The organism is Leifsonia sp. 10L418 (assembly GCF_056395445.1).
Map to the genome: position 1 here is coordinate 326,609 of NZ_JBFTJN010000001.1, position 19,960 is coordinate 346,568.

At 64.4% G+C, this 19,960-nt stretch carries 14 protein-coding genes and 2 tRNA genes; 10 read left to right on the forward strand and 6 right to left on the reverse strand.

From position 1 onward, the window contains the following. Positions 1-21 precede the first annotated feature (21 nt). From AC1DCF_RS01495 to AC1DCF_RS01515, 5 genes are all read left to right on the forward strand, one after another. Positions 22-1,164: a cysteine desulfurase family protein gene (locus tag AC1DCF_RS01495; protein ID WP_477209467.1), complete on the forward strand. Its 1,143-nt coding sequence runs from the start codon at positions 22-24 to the stop codon at positions 1,162-1,164. 131 nt (positions 1,165-1,295) lie between these two features. Then, positions 1,296-2,405 carry an ABC transporter ATP-binding protein gene (locus AC1DCF_RS01500; protein ID WP_477209468.1) on the forward strand — a complete coding sequence of 370 codons (1,110 nt, stop codon included), beginning with the start codon at positions 1,296-1,298 and terminating at the stop codon, positions 2,403-2,405. A 52-nt stretch (positions 2,406-2,457) separates the two neighbouring features. Continuing rightward, on the forward strand, positions 2,458-3,666 hold the full coding sequence (locus AC1DCF_RS01505; protein ID WP_477209469.1) for an ABC transporter substrate-binding protein: 1,209 nt from the start codon (positions 2,458-2,460) through the stop codon (positions 3,664-3,666). A 62-nt stretch (positions 3,667-3,728) separates the two neighbouring features. Next, positions 3,729-4,517, forward strand: a complete 789-nt coding sequence (locus AC1DCF_RS01510; RefSeq protein WP_477209470.1) for an ABC transporter permease — start codon at positions 3,729-3,731, stop codon at positions 4,515-4,517. Beyond that, positions 4,517-5,329 carry an ABC transporter permease gene (locus tag AC1DCF_RS01515; RefSeq protein WP_477209471.1) on the forward strand — a complete coding sequence of 271 codons (813 nt, stop codon included), beginning with the start codon at positions 4,517-4,519 and terminating at the stop codon, positions 5,327-5,329. The genes AC1DCF_RS01510 and AC1DCF_RS01515 overlap by 1 nt, the downstream gene beginning before the upstream one ends. 90 nt (positions 5,330-5,419) lie before the next feature. Here the strand turns inward: AC1DCF_RS01515 and AC1DCF_RS01520 are convergent. From AC1DCF_RS01520 to AC1DCF_RS01530, 3 genes are all read right to left on the reverse strand, one after another. After that, positions 5,420-5,493, reverse strand: a tRNA-Met gene (locus tag AC1DCF_RS01520). Between the two features lie 53 nt (positions 5,494-5,546). Next, positions 5,547-6,581 (reverse strand): cytochrome d ubiquinol oxidase subunit II, encoded by a 1,035-nt coding sequence (gene cydB / locus AC1DCF_RS01525; RefSeq protein WP_477209472.1) that lies wholly within the window; start codon positions 6,579-6,581, stop codon positions 5,547-5,549. 22 nt (positions 6,582-6,603) lie between these two features. After that, the gene (locus AC1DCF_RS01530; RefSeq protein WP_477209473.1) at positions 6,604-8,004 is read right to left on the reverse strand and encodes a cytochrome ubiquinol oxidase subunit I; all 1,401 of its coding nucleotides are present in this window, start codon (positions 8,002-8,004) and stop codon (positions 6,604-6,606) included. Positions 8,005-8,281: 277 nt separating this feature from the next. Between AC1DCF_RS01530 and zwf the strand changes: the two genes are divergently transcribed. The 4 genes from zwf (at position 8,282) to AC1DCF_RS01550 (ending at position 13,624) form a co-directional block, all read left to right on the forward strand. Next, the gene (gene zwf / locus AC1DCF_RS01535) at positions 8,282-9,742 is read left to right on the forward strand and encodes a glucose-6-phosphate dehydrogenase (RefSeq protein ID WP_477209474.1); all 1,461 of its coding nucleotides are present in this window, start codon (positions 8,282-8,284) and stop codon (positions 9,740-9,742) included. 36 nt (positions 9,743-9,778) lie between these two features. Further along, entirely contained in the window at positions 9,779-11,326 is a 1,548-nt protein-coding gene (locus AC1DCF_RS01540) for a GMC family oxidoreductase (protein ID WP_477209475.1), read from the forward strand. Next, positions 11,326-12,267: an aldose 1-epimerase family protein gene (locus AC1DCF_RS01545; RefSeq protein WP_477209476.1), complete on the forward strand. Its 942-nt coding sequence runs from the start codon at positions 11,326-11,328 to the stop codon at positions 12,265-12,267. The genes AC1DCF_RS01540 and AC1DCF_RS01545 overlap by 1 nt, the downstream gene beginning before the upstream one ends. 79 nt (positions 12,268-12,346) lie before the next feature. After that, positions 12,347-13,624: an NAD(P)/FAD-dependent oxidoreductase gene (locus AC1DCF_RS01550; RefSeq protein ID WP_477209477.1), complete on the forward strand. Its 1,278-nt coding sequence runs from the start codon at positions 12,347-12,349 to the stop codon at positions 13,622-13,624. 127 nt (positions 13,625-13,751) lie between these two features. Here the strand turns inward: AC1DCF_RS01550 and AC1DCF_RS01555 are convergent. The 3 genes from AC1DCF_RS01555 to AC1DCF_RS01565 all read right to left on the reverse strand — a co-directional run bounded on the left by AC1DCF_RS01555 (position 13,752) and on the right by AC1DCF_RS01565 (position 18,415). Then, positions 13,752-13,825, reverse strand: a tRNA-Met gene (locus AC1DCF_RS01555). 282 nt (positions 13,826-14,107) lie between these two features. Beyond that, complete coding sequence (locus AC1DCF_RS01560) at positions 14,108-17,023, reverse strand: UPF0182 family membrane protein (protein WP_477209478.1); 2,916 nt, start codon at positions 17,021-17,023, stop codon at positions 14,108-14,110. Between the two features lie 279 nt (positions 17,024-17,302). After that, entirely contained in the window at positions 17,303-18,415 is a 1,113-nt protein-coding gene (locus AC1DCF_RS01565) for a YlbL family protein (RefSeq protein WP_477209479.1), read from the reverse strand. A 210-nt stretch (positions 18,416-18,625) separates the two neighbouring features. On the opposite strand from AC1DCF_RS01565, the gene AC1DCF_RS01570 reads away from it, so the two are divergent. Further along, entirely contained in the window at positions 18,626-19,930 is a 1,305-nt protein-coding gene (locus tag AC1DCF_RS01570) for a zinc-dependent metalloprotease (protein WP_477209820.1), read from the forward strand. Positions 19,931-19,960: the final 30 nt, after the last annotated feature.

A 19,960-nucleotide genomic window follows, 5' to 3' on the forward strand; every position in this document is an offset into this window, starting at 1 on the left:
CCCGTCACAGATTCAACGCTCATGATCTATCTCGACAATGCCGCGACCACCCCCGTGCGCCGCGAAGCCCTGGAAGCAATGTGGCCGTTCCTGACCGGCGGTTTCGGCAATCCGTCAAGCCACCACCAGCGCGGTGAAGCAGCGGCCGCAGCCCTAGCCGCCGCTCGGCGCGAGGTTGCGGCGGTGCTCGGAGCTCGGCCCGGTGAGGTCGTTTTCACGAGCGGCGGCACCGAGGCCGCGAATCTCGCGGTCAAGGGAATCGCGCTCGGCGCCCCTCGGGGCAAGCACCTCATCACCACCCCGATCGAGCATGAAGCCGTGCTGGCGTCGGCTGACTATCTGGCTCGTGTTCACGGTTTTGAGATCACGTTTCTTCCGGTGGATGCGACGGGGCTCGTTGATCCCGCCGACCTCGCCGCCGTCATCCGTGACGACACGACCCTCGTCTCGGTGCAATTTGCCAACAACGAGGTGGGCACGATTCAACCGCTCGCTGAACTGGCCGCGGTGACTCGATCCCGGGGCGTTCCGTTTCACACCGACGCGGTGCAAGCCGCCGGCTGGCTGCCGCTCGACGTCACGACGCTGGGCGTTGACGCGCTCGGGATCTCGGGACACAAGGTCGGCGCGCCGGCGGGAATCGGGGCGCTCTTCGTGCGCGGACGCCACCCGCTCGAACCGGTGCTGCACGGCGGCGGACAGGAGCGCGGCAAACGCAGCGGCACCGAGAATGTCGCCGGCGCTGTCGCGCTGGCCACGGCCCTGCGCTTGGCCGAGGCTGAGCGGCTCACGGCGGCAGCCGAGACCACGATTCTTCGCGACGCCCTCATCGACGGCGTGCTCCGCGGTGTTCCAGGCTCCCTCCTCACCGGCCATCGCACCGACCGGTTGCCCGGCACTGCCTCCTTCGTGTTTCCGGGCACGAGTGGGGAGGCGGTGCTGCTTGAGCTCGAACGTCGCGGGATCGTCTGCTCGAGCGGGTCGGCCTGTGCCGCCGGAAGCGATGAGGCCTCGCATGTGTTGACGGCACTCGGAATCGAGGCGACCGTCGCTCAGACCGCGGTTCGGTTCACCCTCGCGGCGTCGACGACAGCCGATGAGGTGGCCGAGACGGTGGCATCCGTTCGCTCGGCCGTCAACGCCGTGGCGCGTCTCGGAGGCTGAGCCGACAACCCAGCAATGGGCCACTCCTGTGCACCGGCACGACCGGCATGCGGGATGGTTGACGGCGGTATTCCGGAGTGGTTGCATTGCACTCAACTGACACTTGAAACCGTTCGCCCGAGAGGGTGGAAATGACAGAGACCCGCACCACAGAAGCTGCGACCGGTGATCAACCCGGCTTCGATTCGTCAGGCACCGGGAGCAGCGAAAAGCGGATTCCAACCCCGCAAATCTCACTGCGCGCGCTGCGCAAGTCGTTCGGCCCGGTGACAGCCGTCGACGGAATCGATCTCGATGTCTTCGATGGAGAGTTCTTCGCCATGCTCGGGCCGTCTGGCTCGGGAAAGACGACGGTGCTCCGGATGATTGCGGGCTTTGAGACTCCGACTTCCGGTTCGGTCTTTCTCGGCGGAACCGACGCGACCACGCTTCCCTCCTACCGACGCGACGTCAATACGGTTTTTCAGGACTACGCGCTCTTTCCCCACATGACCGTCGCGAAGAACATCGAATACGGTCTCCTCGTCGACAAGGTCCCGAAGGCCGAACGCATCCGGCGGGTTGCTGAAGCGCTCGAGATGGTGCGTCTCGGTGGATACGACAGCCGTCGGCCGACGCAACTCTCCGGCGGCCAGCGCCAACGTGTGGCGCTCGCTCGCGCCCTGGTGAAGCGGCCCAAAGTGCTGCTGCTCGACGAGCCGCTCGGCGCGCTCGACCTCAAGCTGCGCGAGCAGATGCAGCTTGAGCTCAAGGCCATCCAGCGGGAGGTCGGCATCACGTTCGTCTTCGTGACCCATGACCAGGACGAGGCTTTGACGCTCTGCGATCGCCTGGCCGTCTTCAATAATGGGCAGATCGAGCAGCTCGGCCCGGCGCACGAGGTGTACGAGTATCCGGCGACTGCATTCGTCGCGGCCTTCGTCGGCTCGTCGAATTTCATCGGGGCGGATTCCGCCCGTGCACTTTTCGGTAAGACCGGGTCGTTCGCGGTGCGCCCGGAGAAGGTCGCGATCGTGCCTCGGGGTGAACCCACGCCGACGGATACCCTCCATATCGATGGGATTGTTCGCGATGTTGTTTATGCGGGTTCGGTCACGCGCATCGTCGTCGACGGGCCTGCCGGGCTCACCCTTAGCGCCACCGTGCTGAATGCCGAAGGCGGCATCGACACCGGCATCCGACGCGGTGCCGAAGTCACACTTCGTTGGCCGGAAGCGGCCTTCCGAAGAATCTCCGACTGACCGGGCTGTCACCGGAGCGCCGAAGACAGGCACGAGAAGAGAGGCTCCCCTCATGAAAAGGATGATTCGCCTGGCAACTACGGGTTCGGCCGTCGTTTTAGCGGCAGCGATGCTCCTGTCCGGGTGTTCGTCGGGTGGCACCCCGAACAGCTCTGGAACCACGAGAGCGGAGCCGCCGAAGGAATCGATGGCCAGCTCGCTCGGCGCGGGCGAGGGACAACTCAATCTGATCGCCTGGGCAGGCTACGCCGAGGACGGGTCGAACGATCCTTCCGTTGACTGGGTGCATCCGTTCGAGGCGCAGACCGGCTGCCAGGTGCACACCACCTACGGCGCGACGTCTGACGACATGGTCGCGCTCATGCGCACCGGCCAGTACGACGGGGTGTCGGCCTCGGGAGACGCGACACTTCGTCTGATTTACGCCGGCGACGTCGCTCCCGTCAACACCAAGCTGGTGCCCAACTACACGACGATCTCCCCGTTCCTCAAGAACGGCTCGTGGAACTCGGTCAACGGCCAGGCGTACGGGATCCCGCACGGCTGGGGAGCGAATCTGCTGATGTACACTCCGTCTGCCGTATCGCCGGCACCGACATCCTGGTCGTCGGTTTTCACCGACTCTGGCGCCTACAAGGGCAAAGTCACCGCTTACGATTCCCCCATCTACATCGCGGACGCCGCACTTTATCTGAAGGCGACTCAGCCGGATCTCGGCATCACCGACCCCTATTCGCTCACGGATAAGCAGCTCGCCGCCGCGGTCGCCCTCCTCAAGAAGCAGAGCGCGAACGTCGGTGAATACTGGTCAGACTTCACGAAAGAAGTGCAGGCGTTCGAGTCCGGCAGCTCGGTGGTCGGCACCACCTGGCAAGTCATCGCGAATCTGATCAACTCCGACGCCAAGATCAAGGTCGAGACCGTCGTGCCGAAGGAGGGCGTGACCGGATGGTCGGACACCTGGATGGTGTCTACCAAGGCCAAGCACCCGAACTGCATGTACGAGTGGATGAACTACATCACCTCGCCCACGGTGAATGCCCAGGTCGCCGAGTGGTTCGGTGAAGCCCCCGCCCAGACGCTCGCGTGCAAGGAAACGAGCGATCCCAACTTCTGCACGACCTACCACGCCACCGATGCTGACTATGCGGCGAAAATCTACTATTGGACGACGCCGACCACGCAGTGCCTCGACGGCAGTGGTGACAATTGCACCTCGTATTCCGACTGGGTGAACGCGTGGCAGCAGATCAGAGGGTAGCTGCGCGACCCCCCAGCTATCTCTCCTCCAGGCCCAAAGCGCGGCTCGCGCTACTCCTGAGCGTGCCGCTGCTGTGGCTCGTGGTGATGTACCTCGGTTCAATCCTGGTCATGCTCTTCTCCGTCTTCTGGACGGTCAATGACTTCACCGGAGCGGTCGAGCATACCTTCACGCTTGACAACCTTGCCCGGCTCTTCACCGACCCACTCTTCGGATTGGTCACCCTGCGCACCGTCCTCGTCGCCGTCGGCGTGACTGTGATCGACGCCGTGATCGCCATTCCGATGGCGCTCTACATGAGCAAGGTCGCCTCACCCCGGGCGCGACTGATTCTGCTCGTCGCGGTGACCACGCCACTCTGGGCAAGTTATCTGGTGAAGGCGTACGCCTGGCGAACCCTGCTCGCTCCGAACGGCCCGCTCGCCTTTGTGACCGGCGGGATCACACCGGGATATGGCCTGCCTGCTACCGTCATCACGCTCGCCTATCTGTGGCTGCCCTTCATGATCATTCCGGTCTACGCGGGTTTTGATCGCGTCTCAAATTCTCTTATCGAGGCAAGCCTCGACCTCGGCGGGAGCGCCTGGCGCACCGTGCGGTCGGTCGTACTGCCGCTGGTGTTCCCCGCCATCGCCGCCGGCTCCATCTTCACCTTCTCGCTCACGCTCGGCGACTACATCGCCGTCGGGATCGTGGGAGGCAAGACCCAACTCCTCGCGAATCTCATTTATGGCCAGCTCGTGACCGCCAACAATCTGCCGTTCGCGGCAACGCTGTCACTCATCCCCCTCACCGCAATCGTCCTGTACCTGTTCGCACTGCGACGCACCGGAGCCTTGGAGAATGTCTGATGAAACTCCCCATTCCCTTGCGCCTAACCCTTACCGTCTGCATGGTGGTCGGGCTCGCATTCCTCTACATCCCGCTGCTGATCATCGTGCTGAACTCGTTCAACAGTTCACGCACCTTCGGCTTTCCGCCCACCGGTTTCACCCTCGAATGGTGGCAGAAAGCCGCAACGAGCAGCGGCGCCCTCAACGCGTTGGGCATCTCGGTCGTCGCGGGCCTCTGCGCCATGCTGATCGCGCTCCTGCTCGGTACCATGGCGGCGTTCGCTGTGCAGCGCTACGTGTTCTTCGGCCGCGCCACGATCAGTTTCCTCGTCATCCTTCCGATCACCCTCCCCGGGATCGTCACCGGCATCGCACTCAATGCAACTTTCGTGCAGGTGCTCGGCCCACTCGGCGTCGCGCTCGGGCTCGCGACCGTCATCATCGGCCATGCCACCTTCTGCATCGTCATTGTCTACAACAACGTGCAGGCACGGCTTCGACGGATGGGTAGCTCACTTGAGGAGGCGTCCGCCGACCTCGGGGCAACCGGCTGGCAAACGTTCTGGCGTATCACTCTGCCGAACGCGCGCGGTGCGCTCATTGCCGGCGCCGTTCTCGCCTTCGCGCTCAGCTTCGACGAGATCGTCGTCACTACATTCACGGCCGGACCGACCATCCAAACTCTGCCGCTTTGGATCTTCAACAACCTTTTCCGCCCGAACCAGGCGCCCGTCGTCAACGTGGTCGCGGCGGTCTTGGTGCTGCTCGCGGTTGTGCCCGTCTGGCTGGCGCAGCGCTTCTCAGACGACTCGACGACGAGTCGGATCTAGTGCGCCGTGCGAAACCGGCCCGGAAACGCGAAATCGCCCCTGAGAATCTCAGGAGCGATTTCGTGTGGCTGTTTCGAGAACTGCCATCTGTTGCGGGGACAGGATTTGAACCTGCGACCTCTGGGTTATGAGCCCAGCGAGCTACCGAACTGCTCCACCCCGCGCTACAAGATCAATACTACCTGACGTTTTCAGGCACGTAGACCACGTGCGCTCGTCACTCCCCCGGGCCGATCAGGTCAGGCTCCTCGATCCGGTCGGCGGGTATCGGACCGCCTCCCACACGTTTGCGGAAGACGATGTAGGTGTAGCCCTGGTAGATCAGCACCAACGGGAAGAAGACAGCGGCCACGATCGTCATCACCGTGAGCGCGTACTCGCTCGACGCGCTCGCTGCCACCGTGAGGCTGTACTCGGCTGCGGTACTCGACACGAGAACGTCGGGGAAGAGACTCGCAAACAGCGAGCCGACGGTCGCCGCGATCGCGATCGCCGTCGATGTGAAGGTGCCCTTCTCGCTTCGCCGCGCGACCGACAGGGCCGCGACGATCGCGAGCAGCGCGGCCGCGAGCAACACGTACGACGGCCATCCCGGCTGGGCCATGAGTGATGTCCAGACCGCGAACACGGCGACCATCACCAGCGCGACGATGCCCAGAGTCACCGACCAGCGGGTTGCGCGCTGCCGGAGGTCGTCAGTCGTGCGAATCGCGAGGAACGTCGCGCCATGAAACAGGCACAGCGCGACGAGCGTCAGGCCCGTCCACACGCTGAATCCCGAGAAGATGTCCGAGACGTTGCCGGTGAATGCACCATCCGAGTTGATGGGAAGTCCGGCCAGCAGCGCTCCGAGCGCCATTCCGATCACGAGCGGGGCCACGACGCTTCCGACGCTGAGCCCGACGCTCCATGCTCCGCGCCAGGAATGGCCGCGGCCTCTGCCACGCCACTCCAGTGCGATCCCACGCGCGATGAGCGCGATGAGCAGAACCAGGACGCCGAGGTAGAGCGCAGACAGCCACGTGGCGTACCAGGCCGGGAACGCTGCGAAGATCGCCGCGGTACCAACCACGAGCCACACCTCGTTTCCGTCCCAGAACGGGGCGATCGTGTTGATCGCCGTCCGGCGCTCGGTCTCGGATCGGCCGATCACCGCGTGCAATGCACCGACTCCGAAGTCGAAGCCCTCGAGCACGAAGAACCCCGTCCAGAAGACGGCGATGATGACGAACCATACGTCTGCGAGATTCACGAGTCCTCCTCAGCGGGTCACGTCAGTAGGTCAGGGCAGGAGTGTCACGGTCGTCACTCGCGAGGTCTTCCTCGGGAGCCTCGAGGTCGCGACGGGCGTACCTGAGCATGAGAACGACGTCGAGCACGATCAGGAACAGGTAAACCACGAAGAACGCCACGAGGCTCACAATGATCTCCGTGGCCGAGACGGTCGTTGACACCCCGTCCGCTGTCTTCATGAGCCCCTGGACGATCCAGGGCTGGCGCCCGCTCTCGGTCAGCAGCCATCCGGCGGTATTCATGACGAAGAGCAGGGGTATGGCCCACGTCGCGACGAACAGGAACACCCGGGAGGTCGGTAATTTCTTGCGGGCGGCCAGCCACACCCCCCACAGCGAGACGAGGAAGAACACGGTGCCGAGGTAGGCCATCACCCTCATCGACCAGTATTGGATGCGCACGTCGGGCACATAGTTCCCCGGGCCGTACTGAGCCGCATCCTGCGCCTGCAGCTCATTCAACCCGACGACCTCGCCGTCCCATGTGCCGGTCGCCAGCAGCGACAGCAGGTGCGGAACTTGCAGGATCTTGATCGGCTCCTCGTCCGAGCTCTCGAATCCGCCGATCTGGAATAGCGAGAACGAGCACGGCTGACAGGTCTCCCACTGGGCCTCCGCGGCCGAGATCTTCATCGGCTGGTAGGTCGCCTCGATCACCCCGAGGTGGCTGCCGACCCCGAGCGCGAGAGCCGACGCCGGAAGAAGCACGATGAGCGACACCAGCGCCGAGGTCTTGAAGGCCAGATGCCCTCGTCGCAGCTGCCACGCCGACACCGCGAGCATCACGACCGCACCCGTGACGAGCGAGGCGAGGATCACGTGGATGTACCCCCAAATGAACACGGGGTTGGTAAAGAGGTCCCCGATCGACGAGAGCACGGGGCGACCATCCGAGTCCGTCGTATAGCCGACCGGATGCTGCATCCACGAGTTCGCCGCCATGATGAACGCCGCCGACAACATCGCCCCCACCGCGACGAGCCACGCCGAGAGCAGGTGGACGCCGCGCGGCAGCACCTTCCAGCCGAATATCCAGAGCCCGAGGAACGTGGACTCCAGGAAGAATGCGGCAAGTCCTTCCATCGCCAACGGTGCGCCGAAGACGTCACCGACGAATAGAGAGTAGGCCGACCAGTTCATGCCGAACTGGAACTCCTGCACGAGCCCCGTCACCACGCCGATTGCGACATTGATCAGCAGAAGCGTTCCGAAGAAGCGGGTCAGACGCTCGAACCGGATCTCACGCGTGCGATACCACTTGGTGTGGAGGATGGCCATGAGGAACGCCAGTCCGATGGTCACGGGAACGAAGAAGAAGTGATAGATGCTCGTCGACGCGAACTGGATGCGGGCGAGGTCTGTCGGGTCCATGTGATCAGTCACCTCCGTCGTCTTTCGACCGATCCACTCGAACTAGGTTCGGACAAGCCAGCCCGCCAACGAAGTCGGACGCAGCAGCCGCACCCAGTGTCACCCCGGTCTCGGCAGAGGGCAAGAGCAGTTCCGCTCCGGCACACACTTCGACGTCTCGCGACGAATTCAGCGCACGTGCGGACGACTGGTGCACCACTCCGCCATTTTCTCTCTCGCGGGTATCGCGGGCTCCGCGGGCGGAGTATAAAGGTCGAAAATCGCGACTTACTCACGTATGGAGACTCCGATGCCCCCTTCACCTTCGCCGGAGATGGCCCCTGCGCCCGACCAGTGGTCGGAGGTCGCCGATGTCCTGGTGGTCTTCGGGATAACGGGCGACCTCGCCCGGGTCATGACATTCCGCTCGCTGTACCGGCTGGAACTCCGAGGCTTGCTCGACTGTCCGATTGTCGGCGTCGCCGTCGACGACTGGACGCTAGAGCGCCTGGTGCAGCATGCACGGGATTCGATCGTCGCAACGGGAGAGGTGCTGGACGAGGCGGCGTTCGGACGGCTCGCCGGGCGGCTGGCCTACGTGCAGGGCGACTTCGGCGACGCGGCAACCTACCAACGGGTCGGCGAGGCCATCAGCGGCGCCAAGCACCCGGTCTTCTACCTCGAGATCCCCCCCTTCCTCTTCGGCAGGGTCGCCCAGGGACTCGCGGAGGCCGGTCTCACGACCGCGGCCCGCGTTGTCGTGGAGAAGCCGTTCGGCCACGATCTCGAATCCGCGAAGGCGCTGGCAGGCGAACTGCACCAGTACCTGGACGAGGCCCAGCTGTACCGAATCGACCACTACCTCGGGAAGATGGGCTACGAGGAGATCCTCTACCTCCGCTTCGCCAATACCGTGCTCGAACCGCTGTGGAACCGAAGCTACGTGGAGTGCGTGGAGATCACGATGGCCGAGGAATTCGGTGTGGAAGACAGAGGTCATTTCTACGACCCCGTCGGTGCGCTGCGCGACGTGATGGTCAACCACCTCATGCAAGTGGTGGCCGCGGCCGCGATGGAGCCGCCCTCCGGAGGGGGCCCGGACGCGCTGCACGACGCGGTCGTGACGCTGTTCCGAGCCGTGAAAGCCGCCGACCCCGCTCACTACGTCCGAGGTCAGTACGACGGATACCAGGACATCGACGGAGTCGCCGCAGGCTCGACGACCGAAACCTACGCGGCTGTGCGGCTCGAGATCGACAACTGGCGGTGGGCAGGCGTCCCGTTCTACATCCGCACGGGCAAGAAACTCCCCGTCACCCAGACCGAATTGCGCATTGTCTTCCGGGCGCCGCCTCCCGTCCACGTCGGGCTCGGCGGCGCCGGTGACGGCCGAGCCCCTGTGCGCGACGAGTTCGTCGTGAAGCTGGATCCCTCCACCGGTGCCCGGGTGATTGTCGACGCCCATCGGGCCGATGGCCGGGGCCCGCAGGCGATCACCCTTGACGCGGAATTCGCCGATGAGGGCGGCGAGGGCGCAACGCCGTACGAGGTGCTCCTGCACGCCGCGATCGTCGGCGACTCCCGCCGCTTCAAACGACAGGACGAGGTCGAGGAGAACTGGCGCATCATGCAGCCGCTGATCGACAACCCACCGCCCGTGCATCCCTATGCTCCCGGAACATGGGGGCCCGCAATCGCATCCACTCTCGTTGCGCGCCACGGCGGATGGCACGGTCCCTGGATCGTCACGCCGACCGAGGCTCCCCACTGAGTCTCTCGAATAACGAAACCACCTGAGGAGAAACTCATGGCCGATGAGTATGACGTCATCATTGTGGGATCCGGGGCCGGCGGAGGGACCCTCGCGCACCGGCTGGCGCCTTCAGGCAAGCGGGTGCTGATCCTCGAACGCGGCGACTGGCTGCCCCGGGAAGCCGAGAATTGGGATGCCACCGCCGTCTTCGTCGACAACCGCTACGTCTCGAAGGACACCTGGTATGACAAGAAGGGAAAGTCCTTCCAGCCCCAGGTCCACTACTTCGTGGGCGGGGCGACGAAATTCTACGGAGCAGCACTGTACCGGCTCCGTGAGGCGGATTTCGGCGAGCTGAAGCACCACGGCGGGATCTCGCCGGCATGGCCGATCGAGTATGGAGATCTTGAGCCCTACTATGCGCAGGCCGAGGAGCTGTACCAGGTGCACGGCATCCGCGGAGAGGACCCTTCGGACCCGCCCGGCGGGCCCTACCCCTACCCGCCGGTGTCTCACGAGCCGCGCATCCAGAAGCTCTTCGATGACCTGGGCAAAGTGGGATTGCATCCGTTCCACTCCCCCAACGGGATCATGCTCGACGAGGCGAACCCCGCCTTCAGCGTCTGCATCCGCTGCGCGACGTGCGACGGATTCCCGTGCCTGGTGCATGCGAAGTCCGACGCCGATGTGATCGGCGTGCGCCCCGCAATCGCGCACCCCAACGTCACACTCGTGCGCAATGCGGAGGTCAGAAGACTCGAGACCGATCCGTCCGGCCGCACAGTCACGTCCGTGGTCGCGGACGTCGACGGCACCGAACAGAGATTCACCGGTGCGATCGTCGTCATCTCGGCCGGGGCGGCGAACTCCGCGAAACTACTGCTGTCCAGCGCGAACGACCGGCACCCGAACGGACTGGCCAATGGGTCTGATCAGGTCGGTCGCAACTACGTCTTCCACAACAGTCGGGCCTTCCTCGCCATCTCTACGGAGAAGAACGAGACCCGTTTCCAGAAGACTCTCGGCTTGAATGACTGGTACCTCGGCGACGACGACTTCACGTACCCCATGGGAAACGTGCAGATGGTCGGAAAATCCTCACCTCCGATGTATCGGGGCGAGCAGCACATCGCCAAGCTCGCGCCCGGTTTCACTCTCAAAGAGATGGCAGAGCACGCGGTCGACTTCTGGCTCTCGGCAGAGGACCTCCCGGACCCTGACAATCGCGTCACGCTGGGTAAAGACGGAAACGTCGTACTGAGCTACACGCAGAACAACCGAGAGCCTCTCGAACAGCTCTACAGCCGGGTCAAGAAACACCTCAGTCACCTCGGAATGCATCCTGACCACCTGATCCCCCGCGACATCTACATGAAGAATGACATCCCCATCGCCGGCTGCGCCCATCAGGCCGGTACCGTGCGCTTCGGCAACGATCCCACGACGTCGGTGTTGGACGCCGACTGCAAGGCTCACGAGGTGGACAACCTGTACGTGGTCGACACGAGCTTCTTCCCCAGCATCGGGGCGGTGAATCCCGGTCTCACCGCGATGGCTAATGCCCTGCGCGTGGGCGACCATCTGCTCGCTCGGCTCGGCTGATGACGGAAGAACATGCACGTCGACGGCAACCCTCTGGCGAGCAGTTCCAGATCGCCTGGGGCGACGCGCAGGCGCAGGTCAGCCAGGTCGGCGCGACTCTCCGCGCCTTCACGGTCGACGGGCGCGACGTCGTCGATGGCTTCCCGACCGACGAACGGTGCACAGATGGTCGAGGCCAGGTGCTCGCGCCGTGGCCGAACCGTCTCACGGATGGTCGATACACCTACGGCGGGCGAGACTGTCAGGCTCCGCTCAACGAGCCCGCCCGGCACGACGCGATCCACGGGCTGGTGCGCTGGCTGGATTGGTCCCCACTGCGCCACGATTCGAACCAGATCACGCTCTCCTGCGCGGTTCGGCCACAGCCCGGATACGAGTGGCAGCTCGACCTCGAGATCAATTATCTATTGGACCGGTCCGGGCTGACGGTGACGTTCACCGCGGTCAACACGGATGATGAGTCGGCCCCCTTCGGCGTCGGATTCCACCCGTACCTCACGCTCGGCCTGACCGTGGACGCCCTCGAGCTGACCGTTCCAGGGACGGCCATTCTTGATCCGGACGAGCCAGCAGAACGGGCGACGATGCTCCCCGTGGCCGGGACGCCACGGGACTTCACCCAGGCTCGGCGCATCCTGTCACAGGAGTTGGATACCGCGTTCGGCGACCTCGCGCACGACCTCGATGGTCGCGCCACCGCCCGGCTGTTCGATCCGGACAGTGGCCGGTCTGTCGAACTGTGGGTCGACGGCGGCTACCGCTACCTGATGGTCTACACAGCGGACCTGGTGGGTCAGGGCGAGCGCCGCCGTGCCGCCATCGCGATCGAGCCGATGACCTGCCCACCGGATGCCCTGCGCAGCGGAGTCGACCTGCTAGATCTCGCACCCGGGGAATCCTGGCGTGGCAGCTGGGGATTGCGGACGTCGGTCTCACGATGACAACCATCTACCAATTCGAATTCGTGCCGGTTATGAGGGCGCACCTTCGCCCGTCCCGGCCCCGTCGCACAGGAGGATCATGAGCGTCATCGTTGCAGGAGGCGGGATGGCAGGCGCGGCCTGCGCTGCCGAGTTGGCCAAGAACGGCATCGAGGTGACACTCATCGATCGTCACGATTACACCCAGTTCCAGCCGCTGCTCTACCAGGTCGCGACGTCGCAACTTCCGGCGGAAGACATCGCCCGACCCCTCGCAAGAATGTTCCGTGACCGGGCGCAGGTCACCGTCGTCACCGGCGAGGTCACCGCGATCGACGTGGACACGAGAACCGTCACGACGGATGCCGGCACCTTCGGCCCCGCCGATCAGCTTGTGCTCGCGGCGGGTTCGCAGGCGAACTTCTTCGGCGTCCCCGGGGCCGCCGAGCATGCCTTCCCGCTGTATACGGTGCGGGACGCTGAGCTGCTTCGCCGGCACCTCCGCGATCGGCTTCGCGAGCTGAGCAAACCGGACAGTGACGGCGCTTTGACAGTCGTCATCTGCGGCGGTGGGGCGACCGGTGTCGAGATCGCAGGGGCCCTCGCCGAACTCTTCCGGGCTCTTCGGGACGACGGGAAGCTCGTCGGGCAGGCGACGGTGCGCCTGGTTGAACTCGGGAAGGTACTGCTCGCCCCGTTCACGGATCGCTCGCACCATTATGCGCTGGGAAAGCTGACCACGATGGGCGTCGACGTGACGTTCGGCGTCGCGGTGTCCTCCGTGGACATCGATTCGGCGACCCTGTCGGACGGATCGACGGTCGCAACCGACACCGTGATCTGGGCGGGCGGCATCTCAGGCGCGTCGCTCGTGGCCCTCACCGGCATCACGCCTGGCCGAGGCGGGCGTCTCGACGTCTCCGCCGACCTGACCGTTCCCGGACACCCTGACGTGTTCGCGATCGGCGATGTCGCGAACGTGCCCGACCCGGCGGGCGGGACGTTCCCGCAGCTCGGGTCCGTCGCCCAGCAGTCAGGCGCCTGGGTGGGCAAGAATATCCGTGCGCTCCGGGATGGAAAAACCCCGGCTCCGTTCCACTACCACGACAAAGGAATCATGGCGATGATCGGCCGCAACGCCGCGGTCGCCGAGGTTGGCCCTCACCGCCACCAGCTGGAGGGCCCGTTCGCCTTTGCCGCCTGGCTCGGGCTGCACGGCGCGCTCCTGTCGGGCTTCCACGAGAAGGGCGATGCCCTGATGAACTGGGCCGACGACTACATCCACCACGCACGCGCCGCAGACCTCGAACTCGAAGAATCGGTGGGCCGGATCGCGTGGTCGGACGACGCATCCGATCGTCCCAACCTGGAGCTGTGACCCGCAAGTAGTGCGTTCGTGCCGAGAAGACAGAAGAGGCCGGAAGCGAATCTCATCGCTGGCGCTGAAATCACAAATGGCCCGGAATCTAATGATTCCGGGCCATCGGGTGCATCTGCACCATCCGTTGCGGGGACAGGATTTGAACCTGCGACCTCTGGGTTATGAGCCCAGCGAGCTACCGAACTGCTCCACCCCGCGCTACAAGAACAAAGTTACCACACGTCTGAAACACTCGTGACCACAAGACCCCCATTCGGGCGGTCGGACGCTGCGAATCCGGGACGCCCGCACACGCGAGTGCGGGCAAATGGTCGCTTGCGCGCCCTTCAGAGCGACCATTTGACCGCACTCGCGATACATCGGCCGGCGAGCGATCGAGAACGCGAAGGGCCCGGCAGGGTGTGGAGGTCCACGCCCGGCCGGGCCCATTTCGTCAGATCGATTCTCGGCGAGGCCGATCGGCGACTGCTACCTCAACGCTTACTCGCCCAGCAACGCGAGCATCTGCGCGATGGTGTCAGACAGCTTCTTGTCGGCGACACCGTAGGCGGCGAAATCGCCTGCCGCCAGTGCGGCCTGCTTGTCGGCCATGGCCTGCTTGGCCACATCGAGCAAGCTGCGCAGCTCAGCATCCGTTGCCGGGTTGCCGGTCGATGTTCCGGGGGTGCCGGTTCCGTTGCCCGGAGCCGTTCCCGTTCCAGGGGTGGATCCGGTCGACGGCGGCACAGTCGTGTCACCGGCATTTGCTCCAGAGACGCCGCCGAACAACACATTGAGTGCGGTGTCGAGGGTGTCTTCGAACGCGATCTGGTCGCCGAAGGCCACGAGCACCTTCTGCAACAGCGGGTATCCACTGCCACCGGTCGACTGCACGTAGACCGGCTGAACATAAAGCAGACCGCCACCGACGGGCAGGGTGAGCAGGTTGCCGTTGAGCACCTTCGACTGCCCCTGCTTCAACAAGTTCAGCTGAGTCGAGACTGTCGGGTCAGCGTTGAACTTCGCCTGCACCTGGCCGGGGCCCGGCACCGTGTCATCCTTCGGCAGGGTGAGCAGCGTCAGCTTGCCGTAATCGGCGGCGCGCTCCCCCTTCGTCGAACCGGCGTCCGCGTTGGCCGACAGGTAGCCGGTCAAGACGTTGCGGCTCGTCGCGCCGGACGCATCCGGAATGAACGTCGAGTAGATCGAGAACGACGGCGCCTTCTGGTCGGGCATCTGCATCGTCAGGAAGTACGGCGGCTGCAGCGTCGGGTTCGCCACCGGCGACACCGGGTCGTTCGGCGTGGTCCAGGCGTCATCGTGCGAGTAGAACGAACCGGGGTCGGTCACGTGGTACTGACCGAGCATGGCGCGCTGCACCTTGAACATGTCGGCCGGGTAGCGCACGTGGCTCATCAGGTCGCCACTCATCTCGCTCATCGGCTTGACGGTCGACGGGAAGATTTTTTCCCAGGTTTTCAGGATCGGGTCCTCGGTGTCCCAGGCGTAGAGCGTGACCGAACCGTCGTAGGCATCAACAGTCGCCTTGACCGAATTGCGCATGTAGTTGATCTGGTCAAGCGCGTAAGGCTGCGCGGGGTTCTCGGTGTCGGCGGTAGCCGCACTCAGGCCGACCGGCGTGGAGTACGGGTAGCTCGCCGAGGTCGTGTAGCCGTCGACGATCCACTTGATCTTGCCATCGACGACCGACGGATACGCGTCCGTGTCGAGAGTGAGATACGGCGCAACCTTCTTCACGCGTTCGATCGGATCGCGATCGTAGAGGATCTGCGAATCCTTGTTCACCGAGTCCGACAAGAAGATCTGCTCGGACTGGAACTTGAGCGCGTAGATCAGCTTCGTGAACACGTTGTCGAGCTTCGGCCCACCGTTACCTGTGAAGGTCGTGTAGGTCTGCTGCGCACCATCGGTTCCCGACGGGTAATCAAGCTCAACCGGCTTGGCCCCCTTCGGAGCGCCGACGATCGAGTAGGTCGGCGACGTCTCACCGAAGTAGACGCGCGGCTCGTACTTGCCGAGCGAGCCAACACTGGGGATGCCCGACTCCAGGAACACCGGCTGGCCATCGACGGTGCGCTGGTTGCCATAGGCCGCTACGACCCCATAGCCGTGGGTGTAGACGACGGTCGAGTTGACCCAGGTATTGCCGGCGTTCAAGCCGGCGAGCTTGAGGTCACGCACCGCCACAACGGTGTCCTGCGACTTGCCGTCGATCGTGTACCGGTCGACGTCGAGGTTCGACGGGAACTGGTAGTACTGCTTGAACTGTTCGAGCTGACTGAACGCCTCACTCACGATGGCCGGGTCGAGAATACGGATGTTCGCCGTGGTCTCCGCATCAGCGCGCAGGGCGCCGGGCTCGGCCGTCGTCTTCGCGTTGTACGGAACAACGTCGATCTTCGACAGGTTGTAGGCATCCCGGGTGAGGTCGATATTTCGCTGAATATATTCGGATTCCAGCGTCTTCGCGCTCGGGTCGACCTGGAACCGCTGCACGACCCAGGGGTAGAGCGAACCGATCAGCAGGCTCGAGACGATCAGCAGCACCGTGCCGATGATGGGCAGGCGCCAGCGACCGATGATCGCAGTCACGAGGAAGAGGATCGCCACAACGGCGGCGATGCCGGCCAGGATGGCGCGGCCCGGGATCGTCGCGTTGACGTCGGTGTATCCGGCGCCAGTGATCAGATCGTTGGTGTCGGTCAGCGTCGAGTACTGGTCGAGCCAGATGCTGATCGCCTGCAGCAGCAGGTAGACGCCGGCGGTGACGGCGATCTGAACGCGCGCGGCCTTCGAGATCAGAACCTCACGCCCGCTGATGCGCAGGGACCCGTAGAGATAGCAGGTGGCAATGGTGACGAGCGCGCAGATCAGCACGACGGCGGAGGCGAAGCCCAGCGCCGACTGATAAAAGGGCAGGTCGAAAAGGTAGAACGACAGGTCGAAGTGGAACTGCGGGTCGACCCGGCCGACCTCGGTACGGTTCAGCCACATCAGAGTGGTCTGCCAGCGTGTCGCCGCGGCGACGCCGGCGAACAGACCGAGCAGCGTCGGAAGACCCCACATGGCGAGGCGACGCAGCGGCTCAATGACCTGCTGGTAGCGGTCGAGCTGAGAGTTCAGCTTCGCGTAGATCGGGCGCAGGCGATAAGCCAACTGGATGCTGACCCAGACGGGAACGGCCATCGCGACGAAGCCGATCAGGAACATGACTCCCGCGGCCAGCCACTGAGTGGTCAAGACGCTGAGAAAGCCGAGCTGGTCGAACCAGAGAACGTCGGTGTAGAGGCCGGCGACGATGAAGAACACGACCACCAACCCCACGATGATCGCCGCTGTAATAGCGAGTGGAGCTCGACTCCGCCGTGGAGCGTCTGCTGAGGGTGCTGATGTCACGAAATGGCCTCTTGTTCTACTGAATCAGGGTCGCCCCCATCCTAGACAAGCGCTCCTGAGAAAATTCCCAGCTAAGGTCCAGTCGACCTCTCGGCCGACAGACCTCGACGGTTCTCCAGAGAAACGCCAGCTTGTGCCGAGCCGACCTGACGGCCGGCAGGCCTAACCAAACGCTCCGGAGAAACGCCAGCTCAGGCCCAGTCGACCTCTCGGCCAGCTTGTGCCCGAGCCGACTCCTGCGTCAGCAAGGCTCGATAAGCATGCCTCAGAAATCCTCGTCTACGGAGCGCTCACAGGACACGTGGGGAGAGCGTCCAGGTCTTGTCCAGAACTCACCGCGTCCAGCGCAGTGGTCGCGTCATCGAGCGTCTCGACGGCAAAGACGTGGAGCCCGTCAGGAATGTGACCGGTGACCTCATTGCAGTTCGCGGCGGGAGCCAGGAACCATTTGGCTCCCGCGTCTTTCGCGCCGACCATCTTCTGCTGGATTCCGCCGATCGGGCCGACAGTGCCGGCCGGGTCGATCGTGCCGGTTCCCGCGATGTCGGCTCCGCCGGTCAGCGACTCGGGCGTGAGCTTGTCGATGATGCCGAGCGCGAACATCATGCCAGCGCTCGGACCGCCGACGTTGTTCAGCTCAATCGTGACCGGGAACGGGAACTCGTAGTCGGTCTTCACGTTGATGCCGGCGATCACGGCGCCATCCTTCTCGACGGGTGTGATCTCGACCGTGGCATCTTCGCCGTCGCGAACAATGCCGAACGCTGCCGGGTTTCCGGCACCGTTGGCCTTCAGGGCGGCGCGAAGGTCAGTGATGTCGGCGATCGGCGCACCGTTCACCATGATGATCTGGTCGTTCGGTTTCAGGATGTCTGTGGCCGCTGAATCGCTGGTCAGAGACATCACCGCGACGTTCGTCGAGTAGCCGATGCCCTGGTGCGTCAACGCTGCAGCGATGGCCTCCTGCTGCGAGTCCACCATGGCTGCCTGATTCTCGGTGTTTCGCTGCTCGGTGGTCACGTTCGGCGGGAACACCGCCTCGAGGGGCACCACTGCCTTGTCGGGGTTGAACCACGCGCCGGCGACCTGGAGCCAGCTCACGCGTTGGTCGGGGTTGCCGACCACTGAGACCGTGAGCATATTCAGGCTGCCGTCGGTGGGAAACGTCTTCTGGTCTTCGATCGTGATCAACGGCACCTCTGTGCCGTCGGCGTTCTTGGCCGAGCCCAGCGTGTCGAATACCGGGCCGGGCTGTTCGATCACGTACGGCGAAGGAACCATCGCAAGAAGCAGTCCGCAGACAACAGCGATGAGGAGCACGATCCAGCCGACACGCAAGCGGCGGGTGGGCTGACCATGCAGCCCCGTGTGATCGTCGGTGAAGAGAGCCACCGTGCTCCTTCCGTGGATCCGCGATGCGGGAGGCGTTGCGGCAAGTGGTGTTCGCGACGGGCGGACACCTGAGCCCTCAAGCCTAGGACATTTCCCAGTCATGGCCGGGTTTCTCGGACTAGCGTAGAAGTAAGCAACTGAGAGGTGCCTGAAGTGGACGACGACACCCGACCCGATGAGGGTCAGAATCCTGAAGACGAATTTCGGGACATGCTCCGCGACATCCTGAGCGGAAAGTCGTCAATCGACCCCAGCCAGCTGGCGGGGGCCGCGGGGCTGCCTAACGACCCGGCCAGCGTCGCTGCGCTGATGAACCAGCTTCAGGGCGCTCTGCGCGGAGGCGCCGATGGCGGCATCAACTGGGATATCGCCCTTCAGCAGGGCCAGGAGCGCGCCGCTGCCGGCCAGCTCAACGCGACGACTGAGCAGCGCACGCAGCTCGACGCCGCGTTCAACATTGCCGCGCTCTGGCTGGACGACGTGATCTCGGTCGCCGAGCTCACGACTCCCCCACGCCTGATGACCCGCAAGGAATGGGTCACGGCGACAACGCCGATCTGGACACAGATGGCCGAGCCGGTGGCGAGCAGCATCTCCGATTCGCTCACCCGCGTGCTCACCGAGCAGGCTCCCGAAGAACTGCAAAGCATGATCGCCGGCGCAAGCCAGATGATGCGCAGCATCGGCGGCACCCTGTTCGCGATGCAGCTCGGCCAGGTCATCGGCCAGCTCGCCAGTGAGGTCGTCTCCGGCGGCGACGTCGGAATCCCGTTGCTCAGCGAGCAACAGGCGACTTTGCTCCCCCAGAACGTCGCCGAGTTCGGCGAGGGCCTCGATGTTCCGACCGACCAGGTGCAGATCTATCTGGCCGTGCGCGAACTCGCCCACGCCCGCCTGTTCCGCCACTCCCGGTGGCTGCGACTTCACTTGATCAGCTCGATCACGGACTTCGCGCGCGGCATCAGCATCGACTCGTCGAAACTCGAAGATCTGGCCGAAGGGTTCGACCCGTCGAATCCCGAAGAGCTGCGCCAGGCCATGGTCGACGGTTCGTTGATCCCGCCGAAGACCGAGTCACAGCTTGCCGCTCTCGCCCGCCTCGAGACGATGCTCGCCCTCGTCGAAGGCTGGGTCGATGTCGTCACGCGCGAGGCAACGAGCCGACTGCCCAAGGCCGACGCGATTGCCGAGACGGTCAAGCGCCGCCGGGCATCGGGCGGGCCGGCCGAGTCGGCGTTCGCGACCCTCGTCGGGTTGGAACTGCGCCCGCGGCGGCTGCGCGACGCGGCAGCCATGTGGCAGGCCGTGACGGATGCCGTCGGCAACGAAGCCAGGGACGCCCTGTGGGCACACCCCGACATTCTTCCCACCTCCGAAGACCTTGACGACCCGCAGGCGCTCGTGGCCCGACTGACGTCGACGGCCTCCGGCGAAGCGCCGGTGCTCGACGAAATCGACCAGGCACTCGAAGACCTGTTGCGCGATGAGGGAACGGATCGGCCGCACGAGCATTAGTCACATGCGAGCGCCTGTGGACAGATCGCA

Bases quoted from the DNA above. Each gene is read 5' to 3' on its own strand.
- AC1DCF_RS01505 (WP_477209469.1), top strand. From the start codon at position 2,458: ATGAAAAGGATGATTCGCCTGGCAACTACGGGTTCGGCCGTCGTTTTA.
- AC1DCF_RS01500 (WP_477209468.1), top strand. From the start codon at position 1,296: ATGACAGAGACCCGCACCACAGAAGCTGCGACCGGTGATCAACCCGGC.
- AC1DCF_RS01550 (WP_477209477.1), top strand. From the start codon at position 12,347: ATGAGCGTCATCGTTGCAGGAGGCGGGATGGCAGGCGCGGCCTGCGCT.
- AC1DCF_RS01495 (WP_477209467.1), top strand. From the start codon at position 22: ATGATCTATCTCGACAATGCCGCGACCACCCCCGTGCGCCGCGAAGCC.
- AC1DCF_RS01540 (WP_477209475.1), top strand. From the start codon at position 9,779: ATGGCCGATGAGTATGACGTCATCATTGTGGGATCCGGGGCCGGCGGA.
- AC1DCF_RS01545 (WP_477209476.1), top strand. From the start codon at position 11,326: ATGACGGAAGAACATGCACGTCGACGGCAACCCTCTGGCGAGCAGTTC.
- AC1DCF_RS01570 (WP_477209820.1), top strand. From the start codon at position 18,626: ATGCTCCGCGACATCCTGAGCGGAAAGTCGTCAATCGACCCCAGCCAG.
- zwf (WP_477209474.1), top strand. From the start codon at position 8,282: ATGCCCCCTTCACCTTCGCCGGAGATGGCCCCTGCGCCCGACCAGTGG.
- AC1DCF_RS01515 (WP_477209471.1), top strand. From the start codon at position 4,517: ATGAAACTCCCCATTCCCTTGCGCCTAACCCTTACCGTCTGCATGGTG.